The 15750-nt window shown below is 73.6% G+C and carries 9 protein-coding genes; 8 read left to right on the top strand and 1 reads right to left on the bottom strand.

Going from position 1 to position 15750, the window contains the following annotated elements; translation table 11 throughout:
• On the top strand, nt 1-618 hold the full coding sequence (gene vanX, locus QSK32_RS12855; RefSeq protein WP_285472001.1) for a D-Ala-D-Ala dipeptidase VanX: 618 nt from the start codon (nt 1-3) through the stop codon (nt 616-618).
• Here vanX and QSK32_RS12850 read toward each other — a convergent pair.
• Nucleotides 615-1292 carry a response regulator transcription factor gene (locus tag QSK32_RS12850; RefSeq protein ID WP_045739970.1) on the bottom strand — a complete coding sequence of 226 codons (678 nt, stop codon included), beginning with the start codon at nt 1290-1292 and terminating at the stop codon, nt 615-617. The two genes, vanX and QSK32_RS12850, sit on opposite strands and share 4 nt — an antisense overlap.
• A gap of 140 nt (nt 1293-1432) precedes the next feature.
• Here QSK32_RS12850 and QSK32_RS12845 point away from each other — a divergent pair, with 140 nt between their 5' ends.
• The 7 genes from QSK32_RS12845 to QSK32_RS12815 all read left to right on the top strand — a co-directional run bounded on the left by QSK32_RS12845 (nt 1433) and on the right by QSK32_RS12815 (nt 15728).
• Nucleotides 1433-2107, top strand: a complete 675-nt coding sequence (locus QSK32_RS12845) for a response regulator transcription factor (RefSeq protein ID WP_045739867.1) — start codon at nt 1433-1435, stop codon at nt 2105-2107.
• Complete coding sequence (locus QSK32_RS12840) at nt 2100-3230, top strand: sensor histidine kinase (protein WP_285472000.1); 1131 nt, start codon at nt 2100-2102, stop codon at nt 3228-3230. The genes QSK32_RS12845 and QSK32_RS12840 overlap by 8 nt, the downstream gene beginning before the upstream one ends.
• A gap of 109 nt (nt 3231-3339) precedes the next feature.
• A complete protein-coding gene (locus QSK32_RS12835) occupies nt 3340-3549 on the top strand; it encodes an MbtH family protein (protein ID WP_045739971.1) in 210 nt (69 codons plus the stop codon).
• 91 nt (nt 3550-3640) lie between these two features.
• Nucleotides 3641-5383 carry a hypothetical protein gene (locus QSK32_RS12830; RefSeq protein ID WP_285471999.1) on the top strand — a complete coding sequence of 581 codons (1743 nt, stop codon included), beginning with the start codon at nt 3641-3643 and terminating at the stop codon, nt 5381-5383.
• Nucleotides 5380-6399: a Dyp-type peroxidase gene (locus tag QSK32_RS12825; protein WP_285471998.1), complete on the top strand. Its 1020-nt coding sequence runs from the start codon at nt 5380-5382 to the stop codon at nt 6397-6399. The genes QSK32_RS12830 and QSK32_RS12825 overlap by 4 nt, the downstream gene beginning before the upstream one ends.
• Before the next feature lie 30 nt (nt 6400-6429).
• On the top strand, nt 6430-12636 hold the full coding sequence (locus tag QSK32_RS12820; RefSeq protein ID WP_285471997.1) for a non-ribosomal peptide synthetase: 6207 nt from the start codon (nt 6430-6432) through the stop codon (nt 12634-12636).
• Nucleotides 12633-15728, top strand: coding sequence for a non-ribosomal peptide synthetase (locus tag QSK32_RS12815; protein WP_045739871.1), 3096 nt, complete (start codon nt 12633-12635; stop codon nt 15726-15728). Before QSK32_RS12820 ends, QSK32_RS12815 begins: the two co-directional genes overlap by 4 nt.
• The last annotated feature ends 22 nt before the right edge of the window (nt 15729-15750 follow it).

The following is a 15750-nucleotide window of genomic DNA, read 5'->3' as shown; positions in this document are numbered from 1 at the left end:
ATGCACGACGACTTCGCGTTCGTCGACGAACTCGTGCCGGGGATCCGCTGGGACGCCAAGTACGCGACCTGGGACAACTTCACCGGCAAGCCGGTCGACGGTTATGTGGTGAACCGGATCGTCGGCACGCGGGCGTTGTGCGCCGCCCTGGCGCTGGCGGAGGAGAAGGCCGCGGCTCTCGGCTTCGGCCTCCTCCTCTGGGACGGTTACCGTCCCCAGCGCGCGGTGGACAACTTCATCCGCTGGGCGGAGGAGCCGGAGGACGGCCGTAAGAAGGAGCGCCACTACCCGAACATCGACCGTCCGGACATGTTCGACCAGGGCTACGTGGCGACCAAGTCGGGCCACAGCCGGGGCAGCACGGTCGACCTGACGATCTACGACCGGAACACCGGCGAGATCGTCGCGATGGGCGGCGACCACGACGTGATGGACCCGATCTCCCACCACGGGGCGGAGGGCGTCACGGCGGACGAGGCGAAGAACCGCGAGCACCTCTGCACCATCATGGAGGAGTCGGGGTTCAAGCGGTACGACTACGAGTGGTGGCACTACACGCTGCGCGACGAGCCGTACCCGGACGAGTACTTCGATTTCCCCATCGCGAATCCGAGCTAGTTCTTGGAGTCGCGCCCGGTGTCGATGCGGTATCCGACACCGGGGACCGTGGCGATGATCCAGGGTTCGCCGAGCCGTTTACGCAGCGCCGACACCGTGATCCGGACGGCGTTGGTGAACGGGTCGGCGTTCCGGTCCCAGGCCCGCCCGAGGAGCTCCTCGGCGCTGATCACCCCGCCCTCGCCGGCGACCAGCACCTCGAGCACGGCGAACTGTTTGCGGGTCAGTGCCACGTAGCGTCCGTCGCGGTAGACCTCGCGGCGGAACGAGTCCACGCGCAGCCCGGCGATCTCGCGGACCGGCGGCCGGCTGTGGGCGCGGCGACGATTGAGCGCCCTCAGCCGGAGCACGAGTTCGCGCAGGTCGAACGGTTTGGTGAGGTAGTCGTCGGCGCCCACCTCGAACCCGGTCGCCTTGTCGTCGATCCGGTCGGCGGCGGTGAGCATCAGGATCGGCATCCCGCTGCCGGAGGCGATGATCCGCTCGGCGATCTCGTCGCCGGTCGGGCCCGGAATGTCCCGGTCCAGCACCGCGATGTCGTAGGGGTTCACGCTGAGTAATTCCAGCGCGGTATCCCCGTCGGCGGCGATGTCGGCGGCGATCGCTTGACGGCGCAGACCGTCGCGGATGGCTTCCGCCATGTAGAGCTCATCCTCCACGACCAGCACACGCATGATTTCCATGGTACGAGGCACGGCAAATCCCGGGCGTATCCTGATGTGACGCAAGGGTCAGGTGACTCTGCGTTATGTTTCCGATACGTATGCGTTTTTGGATAGGCCGACGATACGGGTCGGTCCGTAGCATTCGGGGCGTGCGCGTGCTGATCGTCGAGGACGAGCTCTACATGGCGGAAGCCATCCGTGACGGGCTGCGGCTGGAGGCGATCGCCGCCGACATCGCGGGCGACGGGGACACCGCACTCGAGCTGCTGAGTATCAACACGTATGACATCGCGGTCCTCGACCGGGACATCCCCGGCCCGCCCGGCGACGAGGTGGCCGAGCGGATCGTCTCCTCCGGCAGCGGGATGCCGATCCTGATGCTCACCGCCGCGGACCGGATCGCCGACAAGGCGACCGGCTTCGAGCTGGGTGCCGACGATTACCTCACCAAGCCGTTCGACCTGCGCGAACTCGTGCTCCGGCTGCGCGCCCTGGACCGCCGGCGGGCGCACAGCCGGCCGCCGGTCCGCGAGATCGCCGGGCTGCGGCTGGATCCGTTCCGCCGCGAGGTCTACCGTGACGGCCGGTACGTGGCGCTCACCCGCAAACAGTTCGCCGTGCTCGAGGTCCTCGTCGGCGCCGAGGGCGGGGTGGTGAGCGCGGAGGAACTCCTGGAACGAGCGTGGGATGAGAATGCCGATCCGTTCACCAACGCCGTCCGGATCACGGTGTCGGCGCTGCGTAAGCGGCTCGGCGAGCCCTGGCTCATCGGCACCGTCGCCGGCGTCGGATACCACATCAGTCCGCAACCCGACCGTGGATAGGCCGGCCGGCCGCAGCGTCCGCCTCAAGCTCGCCCTCAGCTACGCGGGCTTCCTGATGGTCGCGGGGGTGCTGTTGCTCGGCGTGGTGTGGGTGTTCCTGCTGCGGTACGTGCCGGATCCGCCGGCGCCGTCGAGCCTGCCGGACATGAAGCAGGTTCCCGGTCTGGGCGTCCCCGACCTGAAGAGCCCGAGCCGCGGCGCCCTGCTGGAGGCGTTCGCACCGCGGGCCGCCGAGGTGCTGGTGTTCCTGCTGGCGTTCGGCCTCCTGGGTGGGTGGCTGCTGGCCGGCCGGATGCTCGCCCCGCTGCGGCGGATCACCGAGGCGACCCGGCTGGTCGCGCACGGATCGCTCTCCCACCGGATCCGGCTGCCCGGTCGCAGCGACGAGTTCCACGAGCTCGCCGACGCCTTCGACGTCATGTTCGACCGGCTCGAGGCGCACGTCTCCGAGCAGCGCCGGTTCGCCGCCAACGCGTCGCACGAGTTGCGGACCCCGCTGGCGATCACGCAGGCCCTGCTCGACGTGGCGCGTCGTGATCCGGAGCGGGTCACCGGCGAGGTGATCGACCGTCTGCACGTCGTCAACGCCCGGGCGATCGCCCTCACCGAGGCGTTGCTGCTGTTCAGCCGGGCCGAGCAGCGCGCCTTCGCCCCGGAGCCGGTCGACCTCTCGCTGATCGCCGAGGAGGCGGCCGAGACGCTCCTGCCCTTCGCGGAGAAGCGCGGTGTCACCGTCGAGGTCACCGGCGACGTGGCCGAAACCCTGGGCTCGCCGGTCCTGTTGTTGCAGCTGACCACGAATCTGGTCCAGAACGCGGTCGTCCACAACCTGCCGGCCGGTGGGTCGGTCGAGGTCGTCACCGGCGTCCGGCCCGGCGGCGTGACCCTGACCGTGGAGAACACCGGCGCGGAGCTCACCCCGCAGGCCGTGTCCACCCTCACCGAGCCGTTCCAGCGCGGCACCGAGCGCATCCGTGGCGACCATGCCGGGGTCGGCCTCGGTCTGGCCATCGTCCAGGCCATCGTGCACGCGCACGACGGGACCCTGACCCTCACCCCGCGTACCGGTGGGGGATTGCGGGTCGTGGTGCGGCTGCCGGTCGCCCCGCCTGCCGATCAGTGACGTCCAAGCGTCCGGAACGGACGCTTGGACCGTCTCGTGGACACCCGCGCTGTTCCGCATGATGGCGATGCCGCCGACGCCGAGCGGCGCCGAGTGGGAGGACGCGACGATGACCAATCCTTTCGACGACGAGAACGGGTCCTTCCTCGTACTCGTCAACGACGAGGGTCAGCATTCGCTGTGGCCGGCGTTCGCCGAGACGCCGGCCGGCTGGACCCGGGTGCACGGTGCGGCGACCCGTCCGGAGTGCCTGGCGTACGTCGAGGAGAACTGGACCGACCTGCGACCGAAGAGCCTGATCGCGGAGCTGGCCGGCTGACCCGTCCCGCTGCTTCTCCAAGCCCCTTCCGGGAATCCGGAAGGGGCTATTCATATCGTTGGACATCAATGCATATCGGTAGCCTGAGTCGATGAGTAGTCGAATCGTGCGTTTCGGGGTCGTCGCGGCCATGGTGCTGTCGGTGACCTCGCCGGTGTCGGCCGCCGGAAAACGGCCCGACTGTGACTGGACCCAGTGGGGGCAGAACGCCGCGCACACCGGGCAGTCGTGTGCCCCCGGTCAGCGCGATCTGCAGCTGCTCGCGCGCCTGGTGGTCGACCCCTTCGCGGAACAGGAGGCCGGCGAGTCCCAGTTCGGGGGCTACATCCCGGTGCACCTGCCCACACCGCTGGCCGACGGCGACGGCAACGTCTTCGTGCTCCGCAAAGGCGGTGCCTACGTCAGCTGCGACTCGCCCGGCTCGGGCACGCCGGCGCCCTGCGGGCAGGACCCCGGCAACCTGGAACGCCAGACCTGGTCGGTGCAGGCGCTGCGCTGGAAGCAGGGCGAGCTGGTGCCCACCTGGTCGTACACCTCGGACTGGAAGCCCAGCCGGATCGTCGGCAAGGAGAGCCTGTTCCAGTCCGCGATGAGCGAGGACCACCTCTACGTGCCCGGCGCCGGCGGGACCGTCCTGCAACTCGCCAAGGACAGCGGCCGGCTGGTCCAGCGGATCAACCCGTTCGGCCGGACCGTCGACCCCGCGGCGTTCACCGCCGGTGGGCTCACCCTCGACGACCGCGGCACCCTGTACTACAACGTCCTGCGGAGCGAGCCGGCCGGCGGCCTGGACGACGTGCACAGCTGGCTGGTGCGGGTCACCCCGGACCGGACCGTCGGCACTGTCGACTACCGCACGCTCATCCCCGGCGCGCCCCGGGCCACCGATCTCTGCTACGAGGAGTTCGACGGCGACGACCTGCCGTTCCCGCCGGCGCCGCAACCCGACGGCACGCCGACCCTGCCCCGCCAGTCGCCCTGCCTCTCCCAGCGGGCCGCGATCAGCGTCTCCCCGGCTGTCGGCCCGGACGGCACCATCTACACGATCACCCGGGCGCACAACCGCTCCGGCGGACGGAACTACGGGTACGTGGTCGCGCTCCGGAACGACCTCACCCTGAAGTGGGCCACCTCGCTGCGGGGCATCCTCAACGACGGCTGCGGCGTGCTCGTCCCGTACGGCACCGAACCGTTCGACTGCCGGCCCGGCTCGGCGCTCGGCGTCGACCCGTACACGAATCTGCAGCCGGCCGGTGGGGTGGACGACGGCAGTACGGCCTCCCCGGTGGTCCTGCCGGACGGCGGCGTCGTCTACGGCACCCGGAACTTCTACAACGGCTCCCGCGGCCACCTGCTCAAGTTCGACCGGACCGGCCGCCCGGTGGCCGACTTCGACTACGGCTGGGACATCACCCCGGCGGTGTACCGCCACGACGGCACGTACTCGATGTACGTCAAGGACCTCAACTACGGCGAGGGCCCGCACAACATCACCCGGCTCGACGCGAACCTCGACAAGGAGTGGTCGCACACCAGCACCGAGACCCGCAACTGCGAGCGGCTCCCGGACGACACGGTGAGCTGCGTCGACGAGGGACGGCACCCGAACGGCTTCGAATGGTGCATCAGCGCGCCGGCCGTCGACAGGGACGGCACCGTCTACGGGCTCTCCTCGGACGGCCACTTCTACGTCGTCGACAAGCGGGGCCGCCAGCTGGAGAAGGTGTTCCTGTCCAAGACGATCGCCTCGGCGTACACCCCGGTGACGCTGGACCCCCGCGGCCGGATCTACGCCCAGAACAACGGTGAGCTCTACGTCCTCGGCAAGCGATGACCGTCGATCGTCGTACCGTCCTGATCGGCGTCGCCGGGCTCGCCGGGTGCAGCACCGTCGAGCCGGCCGGGACGTCCGAACCCGTCGCCGTGCGGCGGCAACCGGGCGTCGTCACCGCGCCGCACCCCGAGACCGAGTACGTGGCGTTCGACGTGACCGCCCCGGACCGGGCCGGCCTCGCCGCGGCGCTGGAGGCGCTGAGCTCACCGGCCACCGGCACGACGGTGACCGTCGCCGCGGGTGCGTCCCTGTTCGACGGCCGGTACGGGATCGAACGCCCCCGCCGGCTGACCCCGATGCCGTCGTTCCGCGGCGACGCCCCCGACCCCCGCTGGTGTCACGGCGACCTGCTGGTGCAGATCGGCGCGGACACCCGGGACCGGATCAGCGCCGCGCTGGCCGTACCCCGTCCCGGTCTGAAGCCGCGCTGGCGGCTGGCCGGAACCCACCGGGAGCGCAACCCGTTCGGCTTCACCGAGGGCGCCGGGAACCCGGACACCACCGACCCCGCGGTGATGGACCGGTGCGTCTGGGTCCAGCCCGGCGACGACGAACCGGCCTGGTGCGTGGGCGGCACCTACCAGGTGGTCCGGCTGATCCGGCTGGACCGGGCGGGCTGGGACGCACAGCCGGCCCGGAGCCAGGAACGGGTGATCGGACGGCACAAGGACTCCGGCGTCCCCCTGGGCCGGGACGCGGTGGACGACGTGGTGGAGTTCGCGGCCGACCCGGACGGCGCGATCATCCCGCTCGACGCGCACATCCGCCGCGCCTACCCGCACACCGGCAGGGAACGCCCGATCCTGCGCCGGGGCCACGCGTACCGGCTGGCCGGGACGGACGCCGGCCAGATCTTCGTGTGTTTCCAGCGGGACGTGGAACTCGGCTTCACCACCGTGCAGCGCCGGCTGGCCGGCGAGGCGCTGGAACGGTTCCTCCGGCCGTTCGGCGGCGGCTACTACTTCGTGCTGCCCGCCGGCGGTGACTTCCCGGGCCAGACCATGCTGGCCGGCTGACCGTGCACCGGACGCAGGTGAAGGGGAACGATGGACTCCGCAACACAGACCGCTCCGACGACGCCCGATCTGATCGCCCGGCAGGCGGCCCGGACACCCGGCGCGGTGGCGGTGACCGACGGCGGCCGGACGCTGACCTACCGGCGACTGGACGAGCGCGCCGGACGCCTGGCCGGGCACCTGGCGGCTCGGGGCGTCCGGCGCGGCGACCGTGTCGCGGTGCTGATGGACCGCTCGGCCGACCTGGTGGTGGCACTGCTCGGGATCTGGAAGGCGGGGGCGGCGTACGTGCCGGTGGACGCCGCCCAGCCGGCCCGGCGGGTGGGGTTCATGACCGCCGATGCGGGCGCACGCTGGCTGGTCTGCTCGGCCGCCGGACGGGACCGGACGCCGGACGGGATCACCCCGGTGGTGATCGGCGAGGAGGGCGACGGCGTCGCGCCGGCGACCACGGCCGGTCCGGGCGACACGGCGTACGTCATGTACACCTCCGGCTCGACCGGGACCCCGAAGGGCGTGGCGGTCCCGCACCGCAGCGTGGCGGAGCTGGTCGGGAACCCCGGCTGGGCGGTGGAACCCGGTGACGCGGTGCTCCTGCACGCCCCGTACGCCTTCGACGCCTCACTCTGGGAGCTCTGGGTGCCGCTGGTCTCCGGCGCCCGGGTGGTGATCGCCGCCCCGGGGCCGGTGGACGCCCAGCGGCTGCGCGAGTCCGGCGTGACCCGGGCGCACCTGACCGCGGGCAGCTTCCGCGCGGTGGCCGAGGAGTCGCCGGAGTCGTTCGCCGGGCTCCGGGAGGTGCTGACCGGTGGCGACGTGGTGCCGGTCCACGCCGTGGCGAAGGTCCGTGCGGCCTGTCCCGCGGTGCGCATCCGGCACCTGTACGGGCCGACCGAGACCACCCTGTGCGCCACCTGGCACCTGATCGCACCGGGCGACGACCTGGGGCCGGTGCTGCCGATCGGCCGTCCGTTGCCGGGGCGCCGGGCGTACGTGCTCGACGCGGCGCTGCGGCCGGTGGCGCCGGGCGTGATCGGCGACCTGTACCTGTCCGGCGCCGGCCTGGCGGACGGCTACCTGGGCCGGCCGGACCTGACAGCGGAACGGTTCGTGGCCGATCCGTCCGCGCCCGGGCAGCGGATGTACCGCACCGGCGACCTCGCCCAGTGGTCCGCCGCCGGGGAGTTGCTGTTCGCCGGGCGGGCCGACGACCAGGTGAAGATCCGTGGCTTCCGGATCGAGCCGGGTGAGGTCGAGGCGGCGCTGACCGCGCAGCCGGAGGTGACCGAGGCCGTGGTGGTGGCGCGCGAGGGCAGCCTGATCGGGTACGTGGTGACCGGTGCGGATCCGGCCCTGATCCGGGAGCGTCTGGGCGTGGTGCTGCCGGAGTACATGGTCCCGGCCGTGCTGGTCGCCCTGGACGCGCTGCCGTTGACCGGCAACGGCAAGGTGGACCGGGCGGCGCTGCCGGCCCCCGCCGCGGCGGACGACGGCGGCCGGGCGCCCGAGAACGCGGCCGAGCGCCTGTGGTGCGACCTGTTCGCCGACGTCCTCGGCCTGGACCGGGTCGGCGCCGACGCGAACTTCTTCGCCCTGGGCGGCGACTCGATCACCGCGATGCGGCTGGCCGCCCGGGCCGCCCGGGCCGGCCTGCGGATGACCTACGCCGAGATCTTCACGGCGAGCACCCCGGCGCTGCTGGCGGCGGCAGGCCGCGCCGTGCCGGACGGTGACGACGACCGTCCGCTGATCACCCTGACCGCGGCGGACGAGGCCGAACTGGCGATCGTCGCGCCGGACGCCGAGCACGTCTGGCCGCTGGCGCCGCTGCAGGCCGGACTGCTCTTCCAGACCACCCTGCACGACGAGGGCCTCGACATCTACCAGGGGCAGTGGATCCTGGAGCTGAACGGGCCGCTCGACCCGGCCCGGCTGCGGGCCTCCTGGGACGCGGTCGTCGCCCGGCATCCCGAACTGCGGATGGGGTTCCACCGGCTGGCGTCGGGGACCGCGGTGCAGGCCGCCGCCCGGCACGCCGCCGTGCCCTGGCGGGAGGTGACGGCGGCCGGCGCCGACGACGTCGACACCGCCGTCCGGGACCTGGCCCGGCAGGAGCAGGAACGGCGCTTCGACCTGGCGTCGCCGCCGCTGTTGCGGCTGGTGCTGATCCGGTACGGCGACGGACGGCACCGCATGCTGGTCGTCCACCACCACATCCTGAGCGACGGCTGGTCGGTGTCGATCGTCCTCAACGAGGTGGCCGCGGCGTACGACAACGGCGGATCGCTCCCGGAGCCGGCCGGCACGGTCGCCTCGTACCGGGACTATCTGGCCTGGCTGGCCCGGCGGGACCGGGAGGCGGCGCGGGCGGCCTGGCGGGCCGAGCTGGCCGGTCTGGACGAGCCGGCGACGATCACCCGGTCGGAGACCGGGACCGGGTACGGCTTCCGCGTCGCGTACCTGGACGAGGAACTCTCCGCCCGGCTGGCGGCGACGGCCCGCGCGTACGGCCTGACGCTGAACACGGTGGCACAGGGCGCGTGGGCGACGGTGCTGGCCCGGCTGGTCCGGCGTACCGACGTGGTCTTCGGCACCACGGTGGCCAGCCGCCCGGCGGAGCTGCCGGGTGTGGAGTCGATGCCCGGCCTGATGATGAACACGGTGCCGGTCCGGGTCACGCTGGACGCCGGTCGCCCGTTCGCCGAACTGCTCGCCGGCCTGCAGCGGCGGCAGGTCGCCCTGATGCCGCATCAGCACCTCGGGCTGCCGGAGATCCAGAAGGCGGCCGGGGCGGGTGCGACGTTCGCGACGCTGCTGGTGTTCGAGAACTACTCGCGGGACTTCGATGGCCGGTTCACCTACCTGGGCACGGTCGAGGGCACCCACTACCCGCTGACGCTCGGCATCATCCCGGGCGGCCGGATCCGGATGCAGCTCGCCTACTGGCAGGGGCGGATCGACGAGACGGTCGCCGAGTCGGTGCTGGAGTCGTTCGTCCGGGTGCTGACCACGGTGGCCGGGGACCCGTCCCGGCCGGTCGGCCGGATCGGCACGGGGGCACCCCTGACGGCCGAGCCGCCGGTGGCCGGCCCGGCGGAGACGTTGCCCGCGCTGGTGGAACGGGTGGTGCGGGCCCGCCCGGACGCGGTGGCCGTGGCGGACGGCGACGGTGAGTGGACCTATGCGCAGCTGTGGGCGCGGTCGGTGGGCCTGGCCGGCCGGCTGACCGCCCGGGGCGTCCGGCCGGGCGACCGCGTCGGCCTGCTGGTCGGGCGGTCGTCCTGGTGGGTGGCCGGGATGCTCGGGGCCGCGCTGGCCAGCGCCGCCTTCGTGCCGGTGGATCCGGCGTACCCGGCCGAGCGGATCGGTCTGATCCTGGCCGACGCGGACCCCGCGCTGGTGCTGTGCGCGGCGGCGACCCGGGCCGTGGCGCCAGCCGGGTTCGCGGACCGGCTGCTGGCCGTCGACGAAACCGGCCCGGCGGAGCAGGGCCGGTTGCCGGCCGTCGAGGGGACCGGCCCGGCGGGGGAGGGCCGGTTGCCGGCCGTCGAGGGGACCGGCCCGGCGGGGGAGACCCGGCTGCCACGGGTGCTCCCGGACGACGCGGCCTACGTGATCTACACGTCCGGGTCGACCGGCACGCCGAAGGGCGTCGTCGTCGCGCACGCCGGTCTGGGGAACCTGGCCGCCGCGCAGATCGACCGGTTCGCCGTCACGCCGGACGCCCGGGTCCTGCAGTTCGCGGCGCTGGGCTTCGACGCGATGGTGTCCGAGGTGCTGATGGCGCTGCTGTCCGGGGCGCGGCTGGTGCTGGCGCCGGAGGAGGACCTGCCGCCACGGGTGTCGCTGGCCGAGGCGCTGGACCGGTGGGCGATCACCCACGTGACGGTGCCGCCGTCGGTGCTGGCCACCGCCGGCACCCTGCCGGCGTCGCTGCGGACCGTGGTGGTGGCCGGCGAGGCGTGTCCGCCCGGTCTGGCCGAGCGGTGGGCGCGGCGGTTCCGGCTGATCAACGCGTACGGGCCGACCGAGGCGACGGTGTGTGCGGCGATGAGCGCGCCGCTCACCCCGGGCCGGACGGTGGTGCCGATCGGGACGCCGATCACCCGGAGCCGGTGCCACGTGCTGGACGCGTTCCTGCGGCCGGTGCCACCGGGGATCACCGGTGAGCTGTACGTGTCCGGCATCGGGCTGGCCCGCGGCTACCTCGGGCGGGCGGCGCTGACCGCGGTCCGGTTCGTGGCCGACCCGGACGTCCCGGGCGGGCGGATGTACCGGACCGGCGATCTGGCGTACCGGACCGGCGAGGGTGAGCTGGTGTTCGCCGGGCGGGCCGACGACCAGGTGAAGGTCCGCGGGTTCCGGGTGGAGCCCGGTGAGGTGGAGGCGGCGCTGGCGGCTCATCCGGGTGTCGCGCAGGCCGTGGTGACGGTACGGGCCGATCGGCTGCTGGCGTACGTCACTCCGGCCGGCGTCGACACGGACGGCGTACACCAGGAAATGATCTTGAAGTTGCCCGGGCATCTGGTGCCGGCCGCGGTGATCGCGCTGGACGCGCTGCCCGTGACGCCGAACGGGAAGATCGACCGGGGCGCGCTGCCGGATCCCGGATTCGTCGCCGGGGCGACCGGCCGGGAACCGCGCACCGCCGGTGAGCGGGTGCTGTGCGACCTGTTCGCCGAGGTCCTGGGCCTGGAGCGGGCCGGCGCCGACGACGACTTCTTCGCGGTGGGCGGCGACTCGATCACCTCGATGCTCCTGGTGTCGCGGGCCCGGGGCGCCGGCCTGACCTTCGCCACCCGAGACGTCTTCGCGGAGCGGACGCCGGAACGGCTGGCCCGGGTGGCGTCGCGCGCGCAGCGGCCGGACCCGGACGGCGCCGCGCCGGACGACGGCGTCGGCGAGGTGCCCCGGACCCCGGTGATGCGGCTGCTCGGCGACGGGGTGCTGTCGGCCGGCTTCACCCAGTGGGTGGTGGTGGAGGTGCCCGCCGGGATGGATGAGCAGACCCTGATCCGGGGGCTGACCGCACTGGTGGAGACCCACGCGATGCTGCGGGCCCGGGTGGAGTCCGGGCGGCTGACCGTCGGCGCGAGCGGATCGGTCCCGCTTCGCCGCGTCGCGGCGGACGGGGACGTGGACGAGGTGGCCCACCGGTGCGCGGCGGAGGAGTCCGCACGGCTGGATCCGTCCACCGGACCGGTGTTGCGGGCGGTGCTGGTGGACCCCGGCCCGGACCGGCCCGGACGGCTGGCCCTGGTGGCCCACCACCTGGTGGTGGACGGGGTCTCCTGGCGGATCCTCGCGGCCGACCTGCGGGCCGCCTGGGCGGGGACGGCCCTGGACCCGGTGCCGGTGTCGTTCCGCCGCTGGGCGGAGCTGTCCCGTCAGCAGGCGCTCTCCCCGGCACGGGCCGGCGAGTTCGCGGCCTGGCGCGCGCTGGTCGGGCCGGGGGACGACCGTGCGATCGGCGACCTCACGGCCCCGCCGGGCGGCGTGCGCACCCGCTCCTGGGAACTCTTCGGCGACGTTGCCCGGGCGCTGGTCACCCGGGTCCCGGCGGCGTACTTCTGCGGGGTGCACGAGGTGCTGCTGGCCGGGCTGGCCGGTGCGGTGACCGGCGGGCGGGGCGGTGCCGTGCTGATCGACGTGGAGCGGCACGGCCGGGAACCGGTCGACGGTCTGGACCTGTCCCGCACGGTCGGCTGGTTCACCAGCGTGCACCCGGTACGCCTGGACCCGACCGGTGTCACGACACCCGGGCAGCTGCTCAAACGGGTCAAGGAACAGTCCCGCGCGGTGCCCGGCGACGGCCTCGGCTACGGGCTGCTGCGCCACCTCAACCCGGAGACCGGGCCGGTGCTGGCCGCGCTGCCGTCGCCGCGGATCGGCTTCAACTACATGGGCCGGATCGCGCCGGGCGGGTCGGTGGGCGGCGCGATGGGACCGGACCTGGGCCTGCCGCACGTGCTGGACGCCGACGCGGTGGTCGAGGACGGGCCCGGCGGGCCCCGGCTGCGACTGACGCTGAGCTGGGCGGACGGGCGACTGACCAGCGCCGATGCCGAGCGGGTGGGCGGCGGTTGGTTGGACACGTTGTCCGCTCTGGCCGGTCAGGCAGATGATCCGACCGCGGGGGGACATACCGCGTCCGATTTCGATCTCCTCGACCTGGACCAGGACGAGATCGAGGGCTTCGAGGCGATCGCCGCTCGACTCAGTGGAGGCCATCAGTGACCACTTCGACGACGTCACCGGCGTCGGCGCTCGCCGAGGTCTGGCCGCTGTCCCCGATGCAGGAGGGGATGCTCTACCAGGCCTCGGCCGACGACCAGGCGCCGGACCTCTACCTCATCCAGCAGACGCAGCTCATCGACGGGCCGCTGGACGTCGCGCTGTTCCGGCGGTCCTGGCAGGCGCTCCTCGACCGGCACACGGCGCTGCGGGCGTGCTTCCACCGGCGCCGGTCCGGCGAGACCGTCCAGCTCATCCCGCGGTCGGTGGAGCTCTCCTGGACCGTGTGCGACGTCGCCGGCCCGGACGAGGTGACGGCGCTCGCCGCGAGGGACCGTTCCCGGCGGTTCGACCTGGCCCGGCCCCCGCTGCTGCGGCTGACGCTGGCCCGGCTCGGCCCGGAGCGGCACTACCTGGTGACCACCAGCCACCACCTGCTGATGGACGGCTGGTCGCGGGCCATCCTGGAGGCCGAGCTCCTGGCGATCTACCGGGCCGGCGGCAGTGTCGCGGGGCTGGCGCCGGCCGGCTCGTACCGTGACTACCTGGCCTGGCTGGGCCGGCAGGACCGGGACGCGGCCCGGGTGGCCTGGCGGGCCGAGCTGGCCGGCGTCGAGGGCGTGACCCTCGGCCCCACCGAGCGCCCGGGACTGCCGTCGTCGCTGGTGACCCGGCACGCGCCGGAGTTCACCGCGGCGCTCACCGGGTTCGCCCGGCGGCACGGGCTGACGCTGAACACCCTGGTGCAGGGCGCCTGGGCGCTGGTGCTGGCCCGGCTGACCCGGCGGACCGACGTGCTCTTCGGCGCGACGGTCTCCGGCCGCCCGGCCGAGCTACCCGGCGTGGAGCGGCTCACCGGCCTGCTGATCAACACGGTGCCGGTCCGGGTCCGCCTGGACGGCGCCACCACCGTCCTGGCGATGCTGACCGATCTCCAGGAGCGGCAGTCCGCCCTGCTGCCCCACCAGCACCTCGGACTGCCGGAGATCCGCAGACTCGGCGACGCCGGCTTCGACACGATCGTGGTGTTCGAGAACTACGTCGACCAGCCCGCCACCCCGGGCGACCTGCGCCTGAGCCTGCGGGAGGTGCGGCAGGCGTCGCCGTACGCGCTCACCCTGGGCGTGATGCCGGGCGAGAGCCTGCAGACCGAGGTCCAGTACCACCCGGAATCCCTCGACGCGCGGATCGCCGAGACGGCCCTGCACGGCCTGACCCGGGCCCTGGAGCTGATCATCGCCGCGCCGGGCACCCCGGTGGGCCGCCTGGACGTGGCCGGGGCCGCACCGTTCGAGCCCGGCGCCCCGGCCGTCGGCGCGCCCTCGGCGATCGGCCTGGTCCGCCACTGGGCCGCCGCGACGCCGGCCGCGCCGGCGATCACGGCCGGGGACCGGACCTGGACGTACGCCGACCTCGACGACTGGTCCGGCCGGCTGGCCCGGGCACTGACCGACCGGGGCGTCCGCCGCGGCGACCGGGTCGCGGTGATGCTGGAGCGGTCCCCCGAGGTGATCGCCGCCTGGCTCGGCGTGTGGCGGGCCGGTGCGGTGTTCGTGCCGGTCGACCCGGGATACCCGGCGGACCGGATGGCGTTCATGCTGACCGACGCGGGTGCCGTCGCGGTGCTGACCCGGCCCGGTGTCGCCGCAGGCTCAGGGCTCCCCCTGATCGACGTGGCCGAGGCCGCCGCCGGTCCCGGCCAGGACGCGCCGGTCGAGGTCGGTGCGGACGACCTGGCGTACGTGATGTACACCTCCGGGTCGACGGGGACCCCGAAGGGCGCCGCCATACCGCACGGGGGCGTGGCCGCGCTGGCCGGCGACCCGGTCTGGGAGGTGGGCCCCGGGGACACGGTGCTGATGCACGCCCCGCACACCTTCGACGCGTCGCTGTACGACATCTGGGTGCCGCTCGTGTCCGGCGCCCGTGTGCTGATCGCCGAGCCGGGGGTGGTCGACGCGGCCCGTCTCGCCGCGCACGTGTCCGCCGGCCTCACCGCCGTCAACTTCACCGCCGGGCAGTTCCGGGCGCTGGCCCAGGAGGCGCCGGAGTCCTTCGCCGGTCTGCGCGACGTGTCGGCCGGCGGTGACGTGGTGCCGCCCGCCGCGGTCGAGCGGGTCCGCCGGGCCTGTCCGGACCTGCGGGTCTGGCACACGTACGGGCCGACCGAGACCACCCTGTGCGCGACGTGGAAGACGTTCGGGCCCGGCGACCGGGTGGACGCGGTGCTGCCGATCGGCCGTCCGCTGCCCGGCCGCCGCCTGTACGTGCTGGACGTCTTCCTGCGCCCGCTGCCTCCGGGCGTCCCCGGTGACCTCTACATCGCCGGGGCCGGGCTGGCCCGCGGCTACCTGGGCAACCCCGGCCTGACCAGCGAGCGGTTCGTCGCCGATCCGTTCGTGCCGGGCGCCCGGATGTACCGGACCGGCGACGTGGCGTACCGGACCGGCGAGGGCGAGCTGGTGTTCGCCGGGCGCGCCGACGACCAGGTCAAGATCCGTGGCTACCGGGTGGAGCCGGGCGAGATCGCGCGGGTGCTCGCCGATCAGCCCGGCGTCGGCGAGGCGGTGGTGCTGGCCCGCGACGGCCGCCTGATCGGGTACGTGGTGGCGGCCGACCCGGCCTCCGCGGACCGGCTGCGCGAGCAGGTCGCCGCGGTGCTGCCGGACTACATGGTGCCGGCCGCGGTGGTGGTGCTGGACGCCCTGCCGGTGACCGCGAACGGCAAGGTGGACCGGGCCGCCCTGCCCAGCCCCGACTTCGGCGGGCGGACGTCCGGCCGGGCGCCGCGGACCGACCGGGAACGGGTGCTCTGCGACCTGTTCGCCGAGGTGCTCGGCCTGGACCGGGTCGGCGCCGACGACAGCTTCTTCACGCTCGGAGGCGACTCGATCACCTCGATGCGCCTCGCCGCGCGGGCCCGCCGGGACGGGATCGACATCGGCGCCCGTGAGGTGTTCCAGCATCCGACACCGGCCGGGCTCGCCGCGATCGCCGCGGCCCCGGAACCGCCGGCCGCACCGCACCGCACCGCCGCCTTCGCGCTCGTCGCCCTGGACGCCGGCGAGATCGCCGAACTCGGCGACGACCTGTGACCTTCTTTGATGGGGAGAAATC

Origin of the sequence: Actinoplanes sp. NBRC 101535 (genome assembly GCF_030269225.1) — a bacterium.
GTDB lineage: Bacteria > Actinomycetota > Actinomycetes > Mycobacteriales > Micromonosporaceae > Actinoplanes > Actinoplanes rectilineatus.
The sequence above is the reverse complement of the archived record's forward strand: the minus strand, read 5'-3'. Positions and strand labels throughout refer to the sequence as shown.